General features: G+C 58.8%; 16 protein-coding genes. 8 read left to right on the forward strand and 8 right to left on the reverse strand.

Annotated elements, in window-relative coordinates; translation table 11 throughout:
* Nucleotides 1–2: 2 nt before the first annotated feature.
* Genes trpD through VF672_RS12415 form a run of 3 tightly spaced genes read left to right on the forward strand, consistent with a single transcriptional unit; the run spans nt 3 to nt 2,630 of the window.
* Nucleotides 3–1,052, forward strand: a complete 1,050-nt coding sequence (trpD, locus tag VF672_RS12405) for an anthranilate phosphoribosyltransferase (RefSeq protein ID WP_331104882.1) — start codon at nt 3–5, stop codon at nt 1,050–1,052.
* Nucleotides 1,049–1,885, forward strand: coding sequence for an indole-3-glycerol phosphate synthase TrpC (gene trpC / locus VF672_RS12410; RefSeq protein ID WP_331104883.1), 837 nt, complete (start codon nt 1,049–1,051; stop codon nt 1,883–1,885). Before trpD ends, trpC begins: the two co-directional genes overlap by 4 nt.
* A gap of 49 nt (nt 1,886–1,934) precedes the next feature.
* Complete coding sequence (locus tag VF672_RS12415) at nt 1,935–2,630, forward strand: lipoate--protein ligase family protein (protein ID WP_331104884.1); 696 nt, start codon at nt 1,935–1,937, stop codon at nt 2,628–2,630.
* A 26-nt stretch (nt 2,631–2,656) separates the two neighbouring features.
* Here VF672_RS12415 and crp read toward each other — a convergent pair whose 3' ends face one another.
* Nucleotides 2,657–3,301 (reverse strand): cAMP-activated global transcriptional regulator CRP, encoded by a 645-nt coding sequence (gene crp / locus VF672_RS12420; protein ID WP_331104893.1) that lies wholly within the window; start codon nt 3,299–3,301, stop codon nt 2,657–2,659.
* Between the two features lie 207 nt (nt 3,302–3,508).
* Here crp and VF672_RS12425 point away from each other — a divergent pair, with 207 nt between their 5' ends.
* Both VF672_RS12425 and speD read left to right on the forward strand, forming a co-directional pair.
* Nucleotides 3,509–3,931 (forward strand): OsmC family protein, encoded by a 423-nt coding sequence (locus VF672_RS12425; RefSeq protein ID WP_331104885.1) that lies wholly within the window; start codon nt 3,509–3,511, stop codon nt 3,929–3,931.
* Between the two features lie 235 nt (nt 3,932–4,166).
* On the forward strand, nt 4,167–4,961 hold the full coding sequence (speD, locus tag VF672_RS12430) for an adenosylmethionine decarboxylase (RefSeq protein ID WP_037019204.1): 795 nt from the start codon (nt 4,167–4,169) through the stop codon (nt 4,959–4,961).
* Nucleotides 4,962–5,064: 103 nt separating this feature from the next.
* Here the strand turns inward: speD and coq7 are convergent, their stop codons facing one another.
* From coq7 to hemJ, 5 genes are all read right to left on the reverse strand, one after another.
* Entirely contained in the window at nt 5,065–5,712 is a 648-nt protein-coding gene (coq7, locus tag VF672_RS12435; RefSeq protein ID WP_331104886.1) for a 2-polyprenyl-3-methyl-6-methoxy-1,4-benzoquinone monooxygenase, read from the reverse strand.
* A gap of 122 nt (nt 5,713–5,834) precedes the next feature.
* Nucleotides 5,835–6,173 (reverse strand): histidine triad nucleotide-binding protein, encoded by a 339-nt coding sequence (locus VF672_RS12440; RefSeq protein WP_331104887.1) that lies wholly within the window; start codon nt 6,171–6,173, stop codon nt 5,835–5,837.
* Between the two features lie 85 nt (nt 6,174–6,258).
* A complete protein-coding gene (locus VF672_RS12445) occupies nt 6,259–7,044 on the reverse strand; it encodes an SDR family oxidoreductase (RefSeq protein ID WP_331104888.1) in 786 nt (261 codons plus the stop codon).
* A 55-nt stretch (nt 7,045–7,099) separates the two neighbouring features.
* A complete protein-coding gene (locus tag VF672_RS12450; protein WP_331104889.1) occupies nt 7,100–8,023 on the reverse strand; it encodes a DUF805 domain-containing protein in 924 nt (307 codons plus the stop codon).
* 43 nt (nt 8,024–8,066) lie between these two features.
* Entirely contained in the window at nt 8,067–8,492 is a 426-nt protein-coding gene (gene hemJ, locus VF672_RS12455) for a protoporphyrinogen oxidase HemJ (RefSeq protein WP_133775438.1), read from the reverse strand.
* Nucleotides 8,493–8,625: 133 nt separating this feature from the next.
* Here hemJ and argC point away from each other — a divergent pair, with 133 nt between their 5' ends.
* Together argC and erpA are read left to right on the forward strand one after the other, a co-directional pair.
* Complete coding sequence (gene argC, locus VF672_RS12460) at nt 8,626–9,660, forward strand: N-acetyl-gamma-glutamyl-phosphate reductase (protein WP_331104894.1); 1,035 nt, start codon at nt 8,626–8,628, stop codon at nt 9,658–9,660.
* A gap of 192 nt (nt 9,661–9,852) precedes the next feature.
* Complete coding sequence (gene erpA, locus VF672_RS12465) at nt 9,853–10,203, forward strand: iron-sulfur cluster insertion protein ErpA (RefSeq protein WP_122536594.1); 351 nt, start codon at nt 9,853–9,855, stop codon at nt 10,201–10,203.
* 79 nt (nt 10,204–10,282) lie between these two features.
* Here the strand turns inward: erpA and VF672_RS12470 are convergent, their stop codons facing one another.
* Nucleotides 10,283–11,374 (reverse strand): anhydro-N-acetylmuramic acid kinase, encoded by a 1,092-nt coding sequence (locus tag VF672_RS12470; protein WP_331104890.1) that lies wholly within the window; start codon nt 11,372–11,374, stop codon nt 10,283–10,285.
* Between the two features lie 3 nt (nt 11,375–11,377).
* A complete protein-coding gene (locus VF672_RS12475) occupies nt 11,378–12,811 on the reverse strand; it encodes a peptidoglycan DD-metalloendopeptidase family protein (RefSeq protein ID WP_331104895.1) in 1,434 nt (477 codons plus the stop codon).
* A 212-nt stretch (nt 12,812–13,023) separates the two neighbouring features.
* Here VF672_RS12475 and tyrS point away from each other — a divergent pair, with 212 nt between their 5' ends.
* On the forward strand, nt 13,024–14,223 hold the full coding sequence (gene tyrS / locus VF672_RS12480; protein WP_331104891.1) for a tyrosine--tRNA ligase: 1,200 nt from the start codon (nt 13,024–13,026) through the stop codon (nt 14,221–14,223).
* The last annotated feature ends 146 nt before the right edge of the window (nt 14,224–14,369 follow it).

Consider the following 14,369-nt stretch of genomic DNA (forward strand, 5'->3'; position numbering starts at 1 on the left):
CAATGGATATCAAAACCGCGCTCGGCCGGGTTGTGAATCAACTGGACCTGAGCACCGACGAAATGCGCGACGTCATGCGCGAGATCATGACCGGCCAGTGCACTCAGGCCCAGATTGGCGCGTTCCTGATGGGCATGCGCATGAAGAGCGAGAGCATTGACGAGATCGTCGGCGCCGTGTCGGTCATGCGTGAGCTGGCCGATCAAGTCCAACTCAAGACCCTCGACGGGGTGGTCGACATCGTCGGCACTGGCGGGGATGGCGCGAACATCTTCAACGTATCCACGGCTGCAGCGTTCGTGATCGCCGCCGCGGGTTGCACGGTCGCCAAGCACGGCAATCGCGCCGTCTCCGGCAAGAGTGGCAGCGCCGATTTACTGGAAGCCGCGGGCGTCTACCTGAACCTGACTCCGGTGCAAGTAGCGCGCTGCATCGACAGCGTCGGCATCGGTTTCATGTTCGCGCAGACCCATCATGGCGCCATGAAGCACGCTGCCGGGCCGCGCAAAGAGTTGGGCCTGCGGACCCTGTTCAACATGCTCGGCCCACTGACCAACCCGGCCGGCGTCAAGCACCAGGTCGTCGGCGTCTTCAGCCAGGCGTTGTGCCGACCACTGGCCGAGGTCCTGCTGCGCATGGGCAGTAAACATGTGCTGGTGGTGCATTCTCAGGACGGTCTGGACGAATTCAGCATCGCTGCGCCGACGTTTGTCGCGGAGCTCAGAAACGGCGAAGTGACCGAATACTGGGTGCAGCCCGAAGATCTGGGCATGAAGAGCCAGAGCCTGTTCGGCCTGGTGGTCGACAGCCCGGCGCAGTCGCTGGAATTGATACGTGACGCGCTGGGTCGGCGCAAAACCGAGCACGGCCAGAAAGCCGCCGAAATGATCGTGCTGAACGCCGGCGCCGCGCTTTACGCCGCTGACCATGCTTCGTCATTGAAAGAAGGCGTGGCGCTGGCGCACGACGCCTTGCATACGGGTCTGGCCCGCGAAAAGCTGGAAGAACTGGGTGCCTTTACCGCGGTATTCAAGCAGGAGAATGAAGAATGAGCGTACCGACGGTATTGGAAAAGATTCTGGCCCGAAAGGCCGAGGAAGTCGCGGCACGCCGCGCCAGCGTCAGCTTCTCCGAATTGGAAACGCTGGCCGCAGCCGCCGATGCGCCGCGTGGGTTCGCCAAAGCGCTGATCGCCCAGGCCAAGCGCAAGCAGCCGGCCGTCATTGCAGAGATAAAGAAGGCCTCCCCCAGCAAGGGCGTGATCCGGGAGCATTTCGAGCCAGCAGAGATCGCCAGGAGTTATGAAGCGGGCGGGGCTACCTGCCTCTCTGTGCTGACGGATATCGATTTCTTTCAGGGCGCGGATGAGTATTTGAAGCAGGCCCGAGCGGCGACAACGCTGCCGGTGATCCGCAAGGACTTCATGATTGATCCGTATCAGATCGTCGAAGCGCGGGCCCTGGGCGCCGACTGCATCCTGTTGATCGTGTCCGCGCTGGACGACGTGAAAATGGCCGAGCTGGCGTCTGTCGCTAAGAGTGTTGGCCTGGATGTGCTGGTCGAAGTCCACGATGGCGACGAACTGGAGCGGGCACTGAAAACCCTCGACACGCCGCTGGTCGGCGTCAACAACCGTAACCTGCACACGTTCGAAGTCAGCCTGGAAACCACGCTTGACCTGCTGCCACGGATTCCGCGTGATCGCCTTGTCGTCACCGAAAGCGGTATTTTCCACCGCGCCGATGTCGAGCTCATGGAAATCAGCGACGTCTATTCCTTCCTGGTGGGCGAGGCGTTCATGCGCGCCGAGAAGCCTGGCGTGGAATTGCAGCGGTTATTCTTCCCGGAGAAAGGCACGGCGATCAAATCAAGTGGACTGGACTGATACATCGCTCTAGCAAAGAAAGCCATCACCACTCGCTTCAGGAGGCAGCATGACCCTTCAGCTCTTGGAAACCTGCGTTGAAGCAGGCCTCAAGGCCGAGCAAGACTTGCTCGCGTCGGTGTGTGATGGCCACGCCGACATTGGCCTGCTGTTCTGGCGTCCTGCGGACCGCGCGTTGGTCATGCCGCGCCGCTTGAGCCGTCTTCCCGGTTTCAGTGAAGCCAGCGAAACGCTGGCCGACAGCGGCTGGCCCGTGCTATTGCGTGAAAGCGGCGGCGAACCCGTGCCGCAGTCGCCCGCGACCGTCAACTTGGCGCTGGTGTATGTGCAGCCCGATACCGATCTGGATCGTGACCGCATCGAAAACGCTTACCTGCGCCTGTGTCAGCCGATACTCGACACGCTGAGTGAGCTGGGCGGCGCCGCATCGCTGGGCGAAGTGGCCGGTGCTTTTTGCGACGGCCGCTTCAACGTCAACCTCAACGCTCGCAAGATGGTGGGGACCGCGCAGCGCTGGCGCCAGAGTCGGGGCGGCAAACGGCCGGTGGTGCTGGCGCATGCCGCGATGCTGCTGGATGACGAGCGGGTCGACATGGTTAATGCGGTCAATCGCTTCAATGAGACGTGCGAACTGGAGCAGCGCTGTGATGCGCAGAGTCATATCGCTTTACACGAGCTGTTCGAAGCGCCGGACTTCCTGGACCGTCTGAGCGAACGGTATAAAAGGATCCTCGCCGGGATCTGATTGACCTGCAGGTAACGGTCACCCTGTTAACGGGTGCCGAACACCACCATGGTTTTGCCCCGGACATGTACCAGGTTCTGCTCTTCCAGCGCCTTGAGCACACGACCGACCATCTCCCTTGAACACCCCACGATACGGCCAATCTCCTGGCGCGTGATCTTGATCTGCATGCCATCGGGATGGGTCATCGCGTCGGGCTGTTTGCACAGATCGAGCAGGCTCCGGGCGACGCGCCCGGTCACGTCCAGAAACGCCAGATCGCCGACCTTGCGCGTGGTGTTACGCAGCCGTTCGGCGATCTGCGCTCCGATGGCGAACATCAATTCAGGATCATGCTGGGCGAGCTCGCGGAATTTGGCGTAGCTGATCTCCGCCACTTCACATTCGGTTTTGGCACGCACCCAGGCGCTCCGCTCCGCGCCGGCGGGCGCTTGCTGAAATAGACCCAGTTCGCCGAAAAAGTCGCCGCTGTTGAGGTAGGCGACGATCATCTCGCGGCCTTCGTTGTCTTCGATCAGGATCGTTACCGAGCCTTTGATAATCAGGTACAGCGAGTCCGATTGTTCGCCTGCGCAGAGGATGTTGCTCTTTGCCGGGCATCGCCGCCGTTGAGCATGGGGCAGCAGTTTGTCTGCAATTTTCATCTTGTTCGGAGGCGGCGCGGCGAGCATGGCTGTATCCCGTAAAAAACTGCGCCCTGAGGCATTCTTAGAGGTATCGGCAGTATTTCCGATTTGACGCAGCTCCTCACCGGCAAATATCCATTTTTTCAGATATTTCCTACATTTCGTTCGTTCAAGGGCCCTTCGAGTCCACTCAAGCACGATGAGGCCCTGTGCTAAGCTGGCCGCCATTTTTCAAGCATTGGAGTCCTGATGATGAAAGCGCGTATTCAATGGGCCGGTGAGTCGATGTTCCTTGGCGAGTCCGGGAGCGGCCACGTGGTTGTGATGGACGGTCCGCCGGAAAGCGGCGGCCGCAATCTGGGTGTCCGTCCGATGGAAATGGTGCTGATTGGCCTGGGTGGCTGCAGCAACTACGACGTGGTCAGCATCCTCAAGAAGGCCCGTCAGCCCATCGAAAGCTGCGAGGCGTTTCTGGAAGCCGAGCGCGCCAGCGAAGACCCCAAAGTGTTCACCAGGATTCACCTGCATTTCGTGGTTAAAGGCCGCGGTTTGAAAGAGACCCAGGTCAAGCGTGCGATCGAGCTGTCGGCCGAGAAATATTGCTCGGCGTCGATCATGCTGGGTAACGCGGGCATCGAGATCACCCACGACTACGAGATCATCGAACTGGGCTGAGCAACGCTCAATTTTCATAAAAGCGGTGCAGGCTATGGCATGCGACTTCTGACGTCTGCATAATGCGCCCCTTTTTCAGGGCGCGACCGCCGGACACCCGGCTCGCCTCCGACCAGACAACCAAAATCGCCAACGCGAAGAGGTGTTAACCGTCCTACGCAGCTGAGCCGGGCTCAGTTGACGGGCATGCTTGATCACGCGGCCAGCGCCGCACCCATATAGAGAGTTTTTAACGGTGAAAAGCAAACTCAAGCTCCACGGGTTCAATAACCTGACCAAGACCTTGAGCTTCAACATCTATGACATCTGCTATGCGGAAACCCCGCAGGACCAGCAGGCCTACGTCGAGTACATCAACAGTGTGTACGACGCTGAACGCCTGACGCGGATTCTTACTGATGTCGTCGATATCATTGGCGCGAACATCCTGAACATCGCGCGTCAGGATTACGATCCACAGGGCGCCAGTGTGACCATTCTCATCTCCGAGCAGCCGGTCACTCCGACCGACAGCCAGATCGAAGAATCGCCGGGTCCACTGCCTGAGACTATCCTCGCGCACCTGGACAAGAGCCACATCACGGTTCACACCTACCCTGAAATTCACCCCGTTGACGGCATCGCCACCTTCCGTGTGGACATCGACGTGTCGACCTGCGGCGTGATCTCGCCGTTGAAAGCGCTCAACTACCTGATTCACAAGTTCGAGTCCGACATTGTGACCGTCGATTACCGCGTGCGCGGTTTCACTCGTGACGTCGAAGGCAAGAAGCACTTCATCGACCACGAGATCAACTCGATCCAGAATTACCTTTCCGACGACACGCGCGACAGCTACCAGATGACTGACGTGAACGTGTACCAGGAAAACCTGTTCCACACCAAAATGCTGCTCAAGCAGTTCGAACTGGACAACTACCTGTTCGGCGACGCCACCAGCAACCTCTCCGCCGAGCAGCGCGAGCAGGTGACGGGGCGCGTGAAGCACGAAATGCTCGAAATCTTCTACGGTCGCAACATGCCGGTGTGAGGTTTCAGCGGTACAAAAAAGGCGCCTTCGAAGGCGCCTTTTTAATTTCCGGCTTTAGCGGTTCCCTGTCTGGGTGGCGGAAACAAGGAGGCCGCAAATCCGATCAGATCCGGTAGGTGGTCTTGGTCATGACCTTGGCGATCAAGCTCATGCCAAACTTGACCGGAGCCGGGAAGCGGAACCCGCCTGCTTCGATTGCGCTTTCGGCGTGTTGCTCCTCGTCGGCGCGCATCTGTTTGAGGATTGCCCGGGACTTCTCGTCCTCGACAGGCAATTGCTCCAGATGCTCATTCAGGTGTTTGCACACCTGATCTTCCGTCGCGGCAACGAAGCCCAGGCTGATCCGGTCGCTGATCAGACCCGCGACCGCGCCAATGCCAAAAGAAGCACCGTAGAACAGCGGATTGAGCACGCTGGTGTGGCTGCCCAGTTGATGAATGCGCTGCTCGCACCACACCAGATGGTCGATCTCTTCTTCGGCGGCATGCTCCATGGCTTTGCGCACCCGGGGCAGTTTCGCGGTGAGCGCCTGTCCCTGGTACAGCGCCTGGGCGCACACTTCGCCGGTATGGTTGATGCGCATGAGCCCGACGACATGTCGGGTGTCGGCCTCATTCATCTTGACGTCAGGTTGAACAATGGCAGGCGATGGACGGCTTGCGTGCGCGCTGACGGGCAGCAGCGTCTTCATCGCAGCGTCGGCCTGAAGCAAAAAACGGTCGATAGGGGAATAGTGACGTTCGGTAGCCATGGGCGCCTCCGGGTAAATCCACGGTGGGCAGTCTACCTCAAACGGACTAACCGGGCGTGTCCGGCGTCAGCCCGCCGAGGCGTGGGCACGCACCCGGCAGGGATGGCGCAGGTGGCGATGACTCAGCCCGGCGGCCAGTTCATCTGGCGCTGACCCAGCACATGCATGTGAATGTGATAGACGGTCTGCCCGCCTTTCTCGTTGGTGTTCATGACCACGCGGAAGCCGTCCTCGCAACCCAGCTCTTTCGCCAGACGTTGGGCAGTGAAGAGGATGTGGCCCAGCAGGCCCTTGTCTTCTTCAGTCACGTCGTTGAGGGTCGCAATGGGCTTTTTCGGGATAACCAGAAAATGCACCGGTGCCTGTGGGGCGATATCGTGGAAGGCCAGCACTTGATCATCTTCGTAGATGATCTTGGCCGGAATTTCCCGGTTGATGATCTTGGTGAACAAAGTATCCACAGCCTTCTTGCTCCGTTTTGAGGGGATGAAGGCAGTGTACTGAGCGTCTCGGGTCCCGCCCAGACGTTTGTTGTGATGTGCCGCTTCAGACTGACGTGCGAGATTTCAGCAGCGAGCCCCAAAGCTTTCGCGTCATCCAGCGCCCGGCAAAACGAGGAAGGCGGGTCAGCAGCCTGTTGCGCCAACCGGGAATGATCACCGCACGGTTCTTGTCCAGTGCGCGAACCGTATACAGCGCGACTTCTTCAGCAGTCATGTGCTTGTCGTGGGTGAACTTACCGGCGTCCAGCTGTGCCGTGCGAAAAAACGCGGTACGCGTGGGGCCCGGGCACAACACCGAAATCTTCACGCCGGTTTTGTGCAGCTCCTCGCGAAGCCCTTCCGAAAAGTGCAATACGTACGCTTTGCTCGCCGCGTAAGTGCTCATCCACGGCCCGGGCTGAAAGCCCATGATCGACGCAACGTTGAGGATCTGACCGCCGCCCTGCACGGCCATCAGATTGCCAACGGTGTGACAGAGACGGGTCAGCGCCAGCACATTCAGGTCGAGCAAGTCCTGCTCTTGCGCCCACTCCTGAGCCAGGAATGGCCCGCTGTTGCCGATGCCGGCGCAGTTGACCAGCAAATCGATATTTCGTGTGCCTTCCTCGAGTTCAAGCAGAAAGCCGGAGAGGCGCAGTGGCTCGCCCAGGTCGCAGGCGCGAAACAGGACCTCGACACCAAACCGTTGGGTGAACTCTATCGCTATGCTCTCGAGCATTTCCCGGTGCCGGGCCACCAGAATGAGGTTGCGACCCCGACGTGCGAGGGCTTCGGCCATCGCCAGGCCAATACCGCTGGATGCACCTGTGACCATGGCGTAACGGGTCATGCAATTCTCCGGTGTTTGCAGCTCGTATTAAGACAGCGTCCTTGCTGCCAGATAGTTATTGGTCGTCGTTGCTGTCGGACGAGTCACCAATATCGACAGGATCAGCAGGAACGGTCAGCTGTTCCGTGTCATTGGAGTCATCGTCGTAAGGCAGCGCTTGCTCGTATTCGCTGGTGGTGGCTTCGACCTGTTCCTGAACGGTTTCCAGGCCGCCCATCATCGCGGCGACAAAGACCAGCGCTAGCACCGCGAGCCAAAGCACGGCGAGGACTTTGACGCGCGGCGTGTTGCCGGGCGGTGGCGGTCCGTACCGATTAGGGCCCGTATTGCCAGGAACGGCCATCATCAGTATCGGAAAGAAGCTGCCCACCACGGGCACCAGATTCAACAACAGCAACCACGCTGACCAACCCGCGTCATGCAAACGCTGGGCGCCGATCTGGATACTGACGACGACAAACGCGACGAGGGCAACGGCCCCCAGCAGCCCGCCTGCGACCAAGGAAACGCTGAGAACGCCGACGCACAACCCCCCGGCCAGCATGCCAACGGCGACCAGCGCCAGGCTCCACGCCAGGTAGCGCAGACGGCCAATCCGGCCCTGCACGGAAAACACCTTCAAATCACCAACCGCGGGCCCGTCCTGGGCAACCGGCGCCCGCGGCGGTGCATAGGGCGATGCCTCGGGGTCGAAAGCCGGGCCCTGGGGAGCGTCTTCGACCACTTCTTCAAGACTTAATGATACGGGCTGCTCAGGCTCGATACGACCCTCGGCACCCGCATCGTTGAGCGCCGCAAGATAGCGTTGCGCATCGTCACGCGTCAGGCTGCGCTTGATGGTCACGGGGTTGCCGGTGAAGAGGCGATCGATACCGGGAAGGTCAGTCTTGAACAGCTGCGCCAGGTTCTGACGCGCTGTTTCCGGCTCAACACCCGTTCGCAGTTGTCCCTCGAAAACGATCTTGAATTGCTCTGCCATGCTGGCTTCCTTGTCTTGAGTTCATACGATGTGAGCAAACGCGTCAGAACGGTTTGACGACAACCAAAATGACCACGGCCAGCAGGATCAACACGGGTATCTCGTTGAACCAGCGATAGAACACATGGCTGCGTCCTGGCTCGCCACGCGCGAAGCGTTTGACCTGGGCGCCGCACACATGGTGATAGCCAATCAGCAAGACAACGAGGGTGAGCTTGGCATGCAGCCAGCCTTGCTGGAGGAACCCCGGCGCAAGGACGATCAGCCAGATACCGAAGACAAGGGTGGCGATCATCGCCGGCATCATGATGCCCCGGTACAACTTGCGCTCCATGGTACAGAAACGCTCGCGGCTCACGGAGTCTTCGCTCATGGCGTGGTAGACAAACAATCGGGGCAGATAGAACAGAGCAGCGAACCAGCACACCATCGCAACGATATGCAGCGCTTTAATCCAGAGATAGAGCATTTTGGTTTGTTTCCAGGGACACGGTGCCAAATAGTAGTGGCTTCGGCGCCCGTACGTCACGTTCGCGGTTGTCCCCATGGCAATCGACCCATATGATCAGCGGCTTTCCACTGGTTTCGTTGAGGGGCAGGTTATGGTCAAGGTCGGTATCGTCGGCGGCACGGGTTACACCGGCGTCGAGTTGCTGCGTCTTCTGGCGCAACACCCGGAGGCTGATGTGGTCGCGATCACCTCGCGCTCCGAGGCAGGTCTGCCTGTCGCTGACATGTATCCCAACCTGCGCGGTCACTATGATGGCCTGGCGTTCAGCGTGCCTGACGTCAAAGTCCTCGGCGCCTGTGACGTGGTGTTCTTCGCCACTCCCCACGGTGTGGCGCATGCGCTGGCAGGCGAGTTACTCGCTGCGGGAACCAAGGTCATCGACCTGTCCGCCGACTTCCGTCTGCAAGACCCGGTTGAATGGGCCAAGTGGTACAGCCAGCCCCACGGCGCGCCGCAATTGCTCGACGAGGCGGTGTACGGCCTGCCGGAAGTCAACCGCGAGCGCATCAAGAGCGCGCGTCTGATTGCGGTGCCGGGCTGCTATCCGACCGCGACTCAGCTGGGTTTTCTGCCACTGCTCGAAGCGGGACTCGCTGATCCGTTGCGCCTGATTGCCGACTGCAAATCGGGTGTCAGTGGCGCGGGTCGTGGGGCCAGTGTGGGCTCGCTGTATTCGGAGACCAGCGAGAGCTTCAAGGCTTACGCGGTGAAAGGGCATCGCCACCTTCCCGAAATCAGCCAAGGCCTGCGCATCGCGGCGGGCGGCGACGTCGGGCTGACGTTCGTTCCTCACCTGACGCCGATGATCCGTGGCATCCACGCGACTTTGTACTCGACCGTCGTCGACAGGTCTGTGGACCTGCAGGCTTTGTTTGAAAAACGCTACGCCAACGAGCCTTTTGTTGACGTGATGCCAGCCGGAAGCCATCCGGAGACCCGCAGCGTACGCGGGGCGAACGTGTGCCGCATGGCGGTGCATCGCCCGCAGGATGGCGATCTGGTGGTAGTGTTGTCGGTCATCGACAACCTGGTCAAGGGCGCTTCGGGCCAAGCCGTTCAGAACATGAACATCATGTTTGGCCTGGATGAGCGTCTGGGTCTTTCCCACGGGGGGATGTTGCCGTAACAGCAGCTTCAAGCTTCAAGCTTCAAGCTTCAAGCGACAAGCCTGAATTGGATCGCCGATAGCCGGCTGTTTCTTGCAGCTTATCGCTTGCAGCTTGTGGCTGCCCTCAGAATAGTTGACCATTTTTCTAGGAGAAGCGGATAATGCGCGTCATTACGCATTATGACGGCTTAGCGCCGGGAGATTTTGAGCATGAGCGTTGAATCCTTCACCCCTGTGGCTTTGGAATTCACCCACGGTGCCGCGCACAAGGTGAAAACTCTGGTCGATGAAGAGGGCAATGACCGCCTGAAGCTGCGCGTCTTCGTGACCGGTGGCGGCTGTTCCGGTTTCCAGTACGGCTTCACCTTCGATGAAGACGTGGCCGAAGATGACACCATCGTCGAGCGCGAGGGTGTCAGCCTGGTGGTTGACCCCATGAGCTTTCAGTACCTGGCGGGTGCGGAAGTGGATTATCAGGAGGGTCTGGAAGGCTCTCGCTTCGTGATCAAGAACCCTAACGCCGCGACTACTTGCGGCTGTGGTTCCTCGTTCTCGATCTGATCCAGCCGCTGTACGTAAAAACGCTACACATAAAAACGCCGCGCATCTGCGCGGCGTTTTGCATGGCGAGCCTTACGCTTCAGGCCGGGTAAATTGCACCCAGAACACGCAGCCCTTTGGCACCCGTCACGCTCGGACGGTTGGCCGGCACGCTTTCCAGCGCGCAGTGCGCAAGCCAGGCGAACGCCATTGCTTCGACCCAATCAGGGTCAACGCCAAACTCGGCAGTGCTCGTGACCTTCGTAGCAGGCAGCAGCGCCGCCAGTCGGTCCATCAGCGCCTTGTTGTGGGCGCCGCCGCCGCAGACCAGTAACTCTTTGGTCTGAGCCTGTGCTGATTGCAGTGACTCGGTAATGCTCAATGCAGTGACTTCCAGCAGCGTCGCCTGCACATCTTCGGGTCTCAGCGTCGGCATCTGAAACAAATGATGGTGGACCCAGCCGAGGTTGAACACTTCACGACCTGTGCTTTTCGGGCCTTTGGTCTGGAAGAACTGATCGCTGAGCATGGATTTCAACAACAATTCATTGACCGTCCCGCTCGCTCCCCACGCACCGTCACGGTCGTAGCTTGCGCCGCGCTGCGCTTGAATCCAGGCGTCCAGCAACACGTTGCCCGGACCCGAGTCGAAGCCAGACACCGGTTTGTCGATCTCGATCAGGCTGAGGTTACTGAATCCGCCTACGTTGAGCACCGCACGGTGGTCCTTGTTGTCGTCAAACAACGCTTCGTGGAAGGCGGGGACCAGCGGCGCACCCTGGCCACCCGCAGCGATATCGCGCTTGCGGAAGTCGCTCACCACGGTGATGCCTGTCAACTCGGCGAGCAGGGCAGGGTTGCCAATCTGAATGGTGAAGCCTCGGGCGGGTTCATGGCGGATCGTCTGGCCATGGCTGCCGATGGCTCGGATTTCACCGGCAGATACATTCTGCTGGTTCAACAGCGCCAGCACACCCTGAGCGGCCAAATGGACCCATTTCTGCTCGGCGATACCGGCACGGGCCAGCTCGTCCACGCCGCTGGCGCAGAGCCCCAGCAATTCAGCGCGCAAATCATCGGGCATCGGAATGTAGTAGGTGCCGAGCAAACGTGGTCGGTCATCCTGTTCTACCAGCGCGAAGTCGAGTCCATCCAGACTGCTTCCGGACATTACACCTACATATAAAGTCATGGGTCAGCGCTTACTCGAGGCCAGCATGGTGGCCTTTTCCTGGTCCATACGAGCCATCAGAGGTTGGCTCTCCTGCATGAACCGCTGTTTTTCGGACTTGGCGATCGGGTCAGCCATCGGCAGCTTCTGCCCCAACGGATCGACATGAACGCCGTTTACCTGAAACTCGTAATGAACATGAGGACCTGTGGACAGGCCGGTGGTTCCAATATAGCCAATGACCTGACCCTGCTTGACGCTGGATCCGGACTGAATGCCCTTGGCGAAGCCTTGCATGTGGCCATACAACGTACGGTAGGTTTCGCCGTGCTGGATGATCACGGTATTACCGTACCCTCCACGTCGACCGGCAAGAATGACTTTGCCATCGCCGGTCGCTTTGATTGGCGTGCCACGGGGTGCAGCGTAGTCGATGCCTTGGTGTGCGCGAATCTTGTTCAGGATCGGGTGCTTGCGACCCGATGAGAACAGCGAGCTGATGCGTGCAAACTCCACCGGCGTACGTATGAACGCTTTGCGCATGCTGTTGCCATCGGCGGTGTAGTAGTTGGTGTTGCCCTGCTTGTTCGTGTAACGGACGGCGGTATAAGTCTTGCCTCGGTTGACGAAGCGCGCCGACAGGATATTGCCGGTACTGACCGTCTTGCCGTTGACTACTTTCTGCTCGTAGATCACGTCGAATTCATCACCCTTGCGGATATCCTGAGTGAAGTCCACGTCGTAGCCAAAGATGTTCGCCATTTCCATGGTCATGGTGTGGCTGAGGCCTGCACGCTGCGCTGATTGCGACAAAGAGTTATTGATCATGCCGTGAACGTAGGCCGTGCGGACATTGGGTTTGGTCAGGTCCCGAGTGAACGTGTAGCCCTTATCAGTTCGGGACAAGCTGATGCTCTCAGTGTCGCTCAGCTTGCTGTGCAGCTGCTTGAGATTGCCTTCGGGTGACAGTTCGAACTGCAGAACCTGACCGTTTTTCAGCTGGCTGAACTGCTTGGCCTGTTTGTCGCTGGCAATAACGTCATGCACCGCGGTGGCAGGCAAACCGACTTTGCCGAACAGCGTTGAGAGGGTGTCGCCCTTTGACACGACAACTTCCCTGTGAGTCGGGCCCTTCGCGGTAGCTACCTCTTTGGGCGCCATCTTGGTTTCGGTAGGGGTCTTCGCTGTTTCTGCGGGCTCGTCCGCATCACCTTCAATCTGGGCGAAGGGAGAATCGACGGGAGCTTCTGTGGCTTGAGTCTGTTGTTGAACGTCTTGTTCTTGCTCGATCTGGTCAGCAGGTGTGTCCAGTTCAAGCGCAAGGTTTGTTCGTTTGGCTTCGACATCGCTGGATGGAAAGACGAGGAGAGCCAGGCTAAGCAGTGCGGCGATACCGCTGGCTGCGAGCAGGTGGCTCTTCGGATAAAGCGGTGGCGCTTTAGGCGGAGTGTCGTTCATAGGTAATTTTGACTTTGAAAAAAGATGAAATGGAAAAGATGAATGACATGATGAAGATGAAATAACTGTATAAAATATAACCAAATCTCGTCTGAGGCAAGCTTGCGATCGGGTCGCTCCGCGATTCGTCCAGCACCTGTTGGCAGAACTTGTATTTGTGCGCTGATCTTGTATGGTTGGTTCCCTTTGAAATAAGGCATTACGGGGCGGTTATGAAGTCGGTTGAAGAGCAGCTGGCGCTGATCAAGCGCGGTGCAGATGAACTCCTGGTCGAGGCCGAGCTGGTCGCAAAGCTCAAGCGTGGGCAGCCACTTCGTATCAAGGCCGGGTTCGACCCAACCGCGCCCGATTTACACCTCGGCCACACGGTGCTTATTAATAAGCTGCGTCAATTCCAGGAGCTTGGGCATCAGGTGATTTTCCTGATCGGCGATTTCACGGGGATGATCGGCGATCCGAGTGGCAAGAGCGCGACCCGGCCTCCGCTGACGCGCGAGCAAGTGCTCGACTACGCAGAGACGTACAAGGCCCAGGTCTTCAAGATTCTGGATCCGGCCAAAACCGAGGTGGCATTCAATTCCACCTGGATGGATCAGTTGAGCCCTGCCGATTTCATCCGGCTCTCTTCCCAGTACACCGTAGCCCGCATGCTGGAGCGCGATGATTTCGACAAGCGCTACAAGTCGAACCAGTCCATCGCCATCCACGAATTCCTTTATCCCCTCGTACAGGGGTATGACTCGGTTGCCTTGCGCGCCGACGTCGAGCTGGGCGGCACCGATCAGAAATTCAACCTGCTGATGGGGCGTGAGCTTCAGCGTGCCTATGGTCAGGAAGCGCAGTGCGTCCTGACCATGCCGTTGCTCGAGGGGTTGGACGGCGTCAAGAAGATGTCCAAGTCCTTGGGTAACTATGTGGGCATTCAGGAAGCGCCCGGCATTATGTACAGCAAGCTGGTTTCCATCCCTGATGCGCTGATGTGGCGTTACTTTGAGCTGCTTAGCTTCCGATCCATGGAAGAGATCGCCACTTTCAAGGCGCAGTGTGAAGCGGGCGCGAATCCACGCGACATCAAGATCAAGCTGGCTGAGGAGATTGTCGCGCGGTTCCATGGTGACGAAGCGGCAGCGTCTGCTCATCGTTCGGCGGGTAACCGTATGAAGGATGGCGAGCTTCCCGAAGATCTCCCGGAGATTGGCTTGGCTGCTACCGAAGACATGCCGATCGCGGCTGTCCTTAATAAGGCGGGGTTGGTAAAGAACTCTGCGGTGGCTCGTGATCTCCTGGCTTCTGGTGGCGTGCGTATAGATGGTGAGGTTGTAGATCGCGGGTTCGTGTTCAAGCTGGGCGCCACCCATGTTTGCCAAGCGGGCAAGAAGGCATTTGGGCGAATTACACTTCGTTCGGAATAAAGTTCAAATAAGTGCTTGACGCCCCTCTGGATCTGTCTATAATTCGCCCCACTTCCGGCGCAGACGAAACGGAAAACTCCTTGATAATCAAAGAGTTGGACGAAGTAAGCAGCGAGGAATGCTTCGATTCAGATGCTTGAATCGAC

The organism is Pseudomonas sp. (genome assembly GCF_036387035.1).
GTDB lineage: Bacteria > Pseudomonadota > Gammaproteobacteria > Pseudomonadales > Pseudomonadaceae > Aquipseudomonas.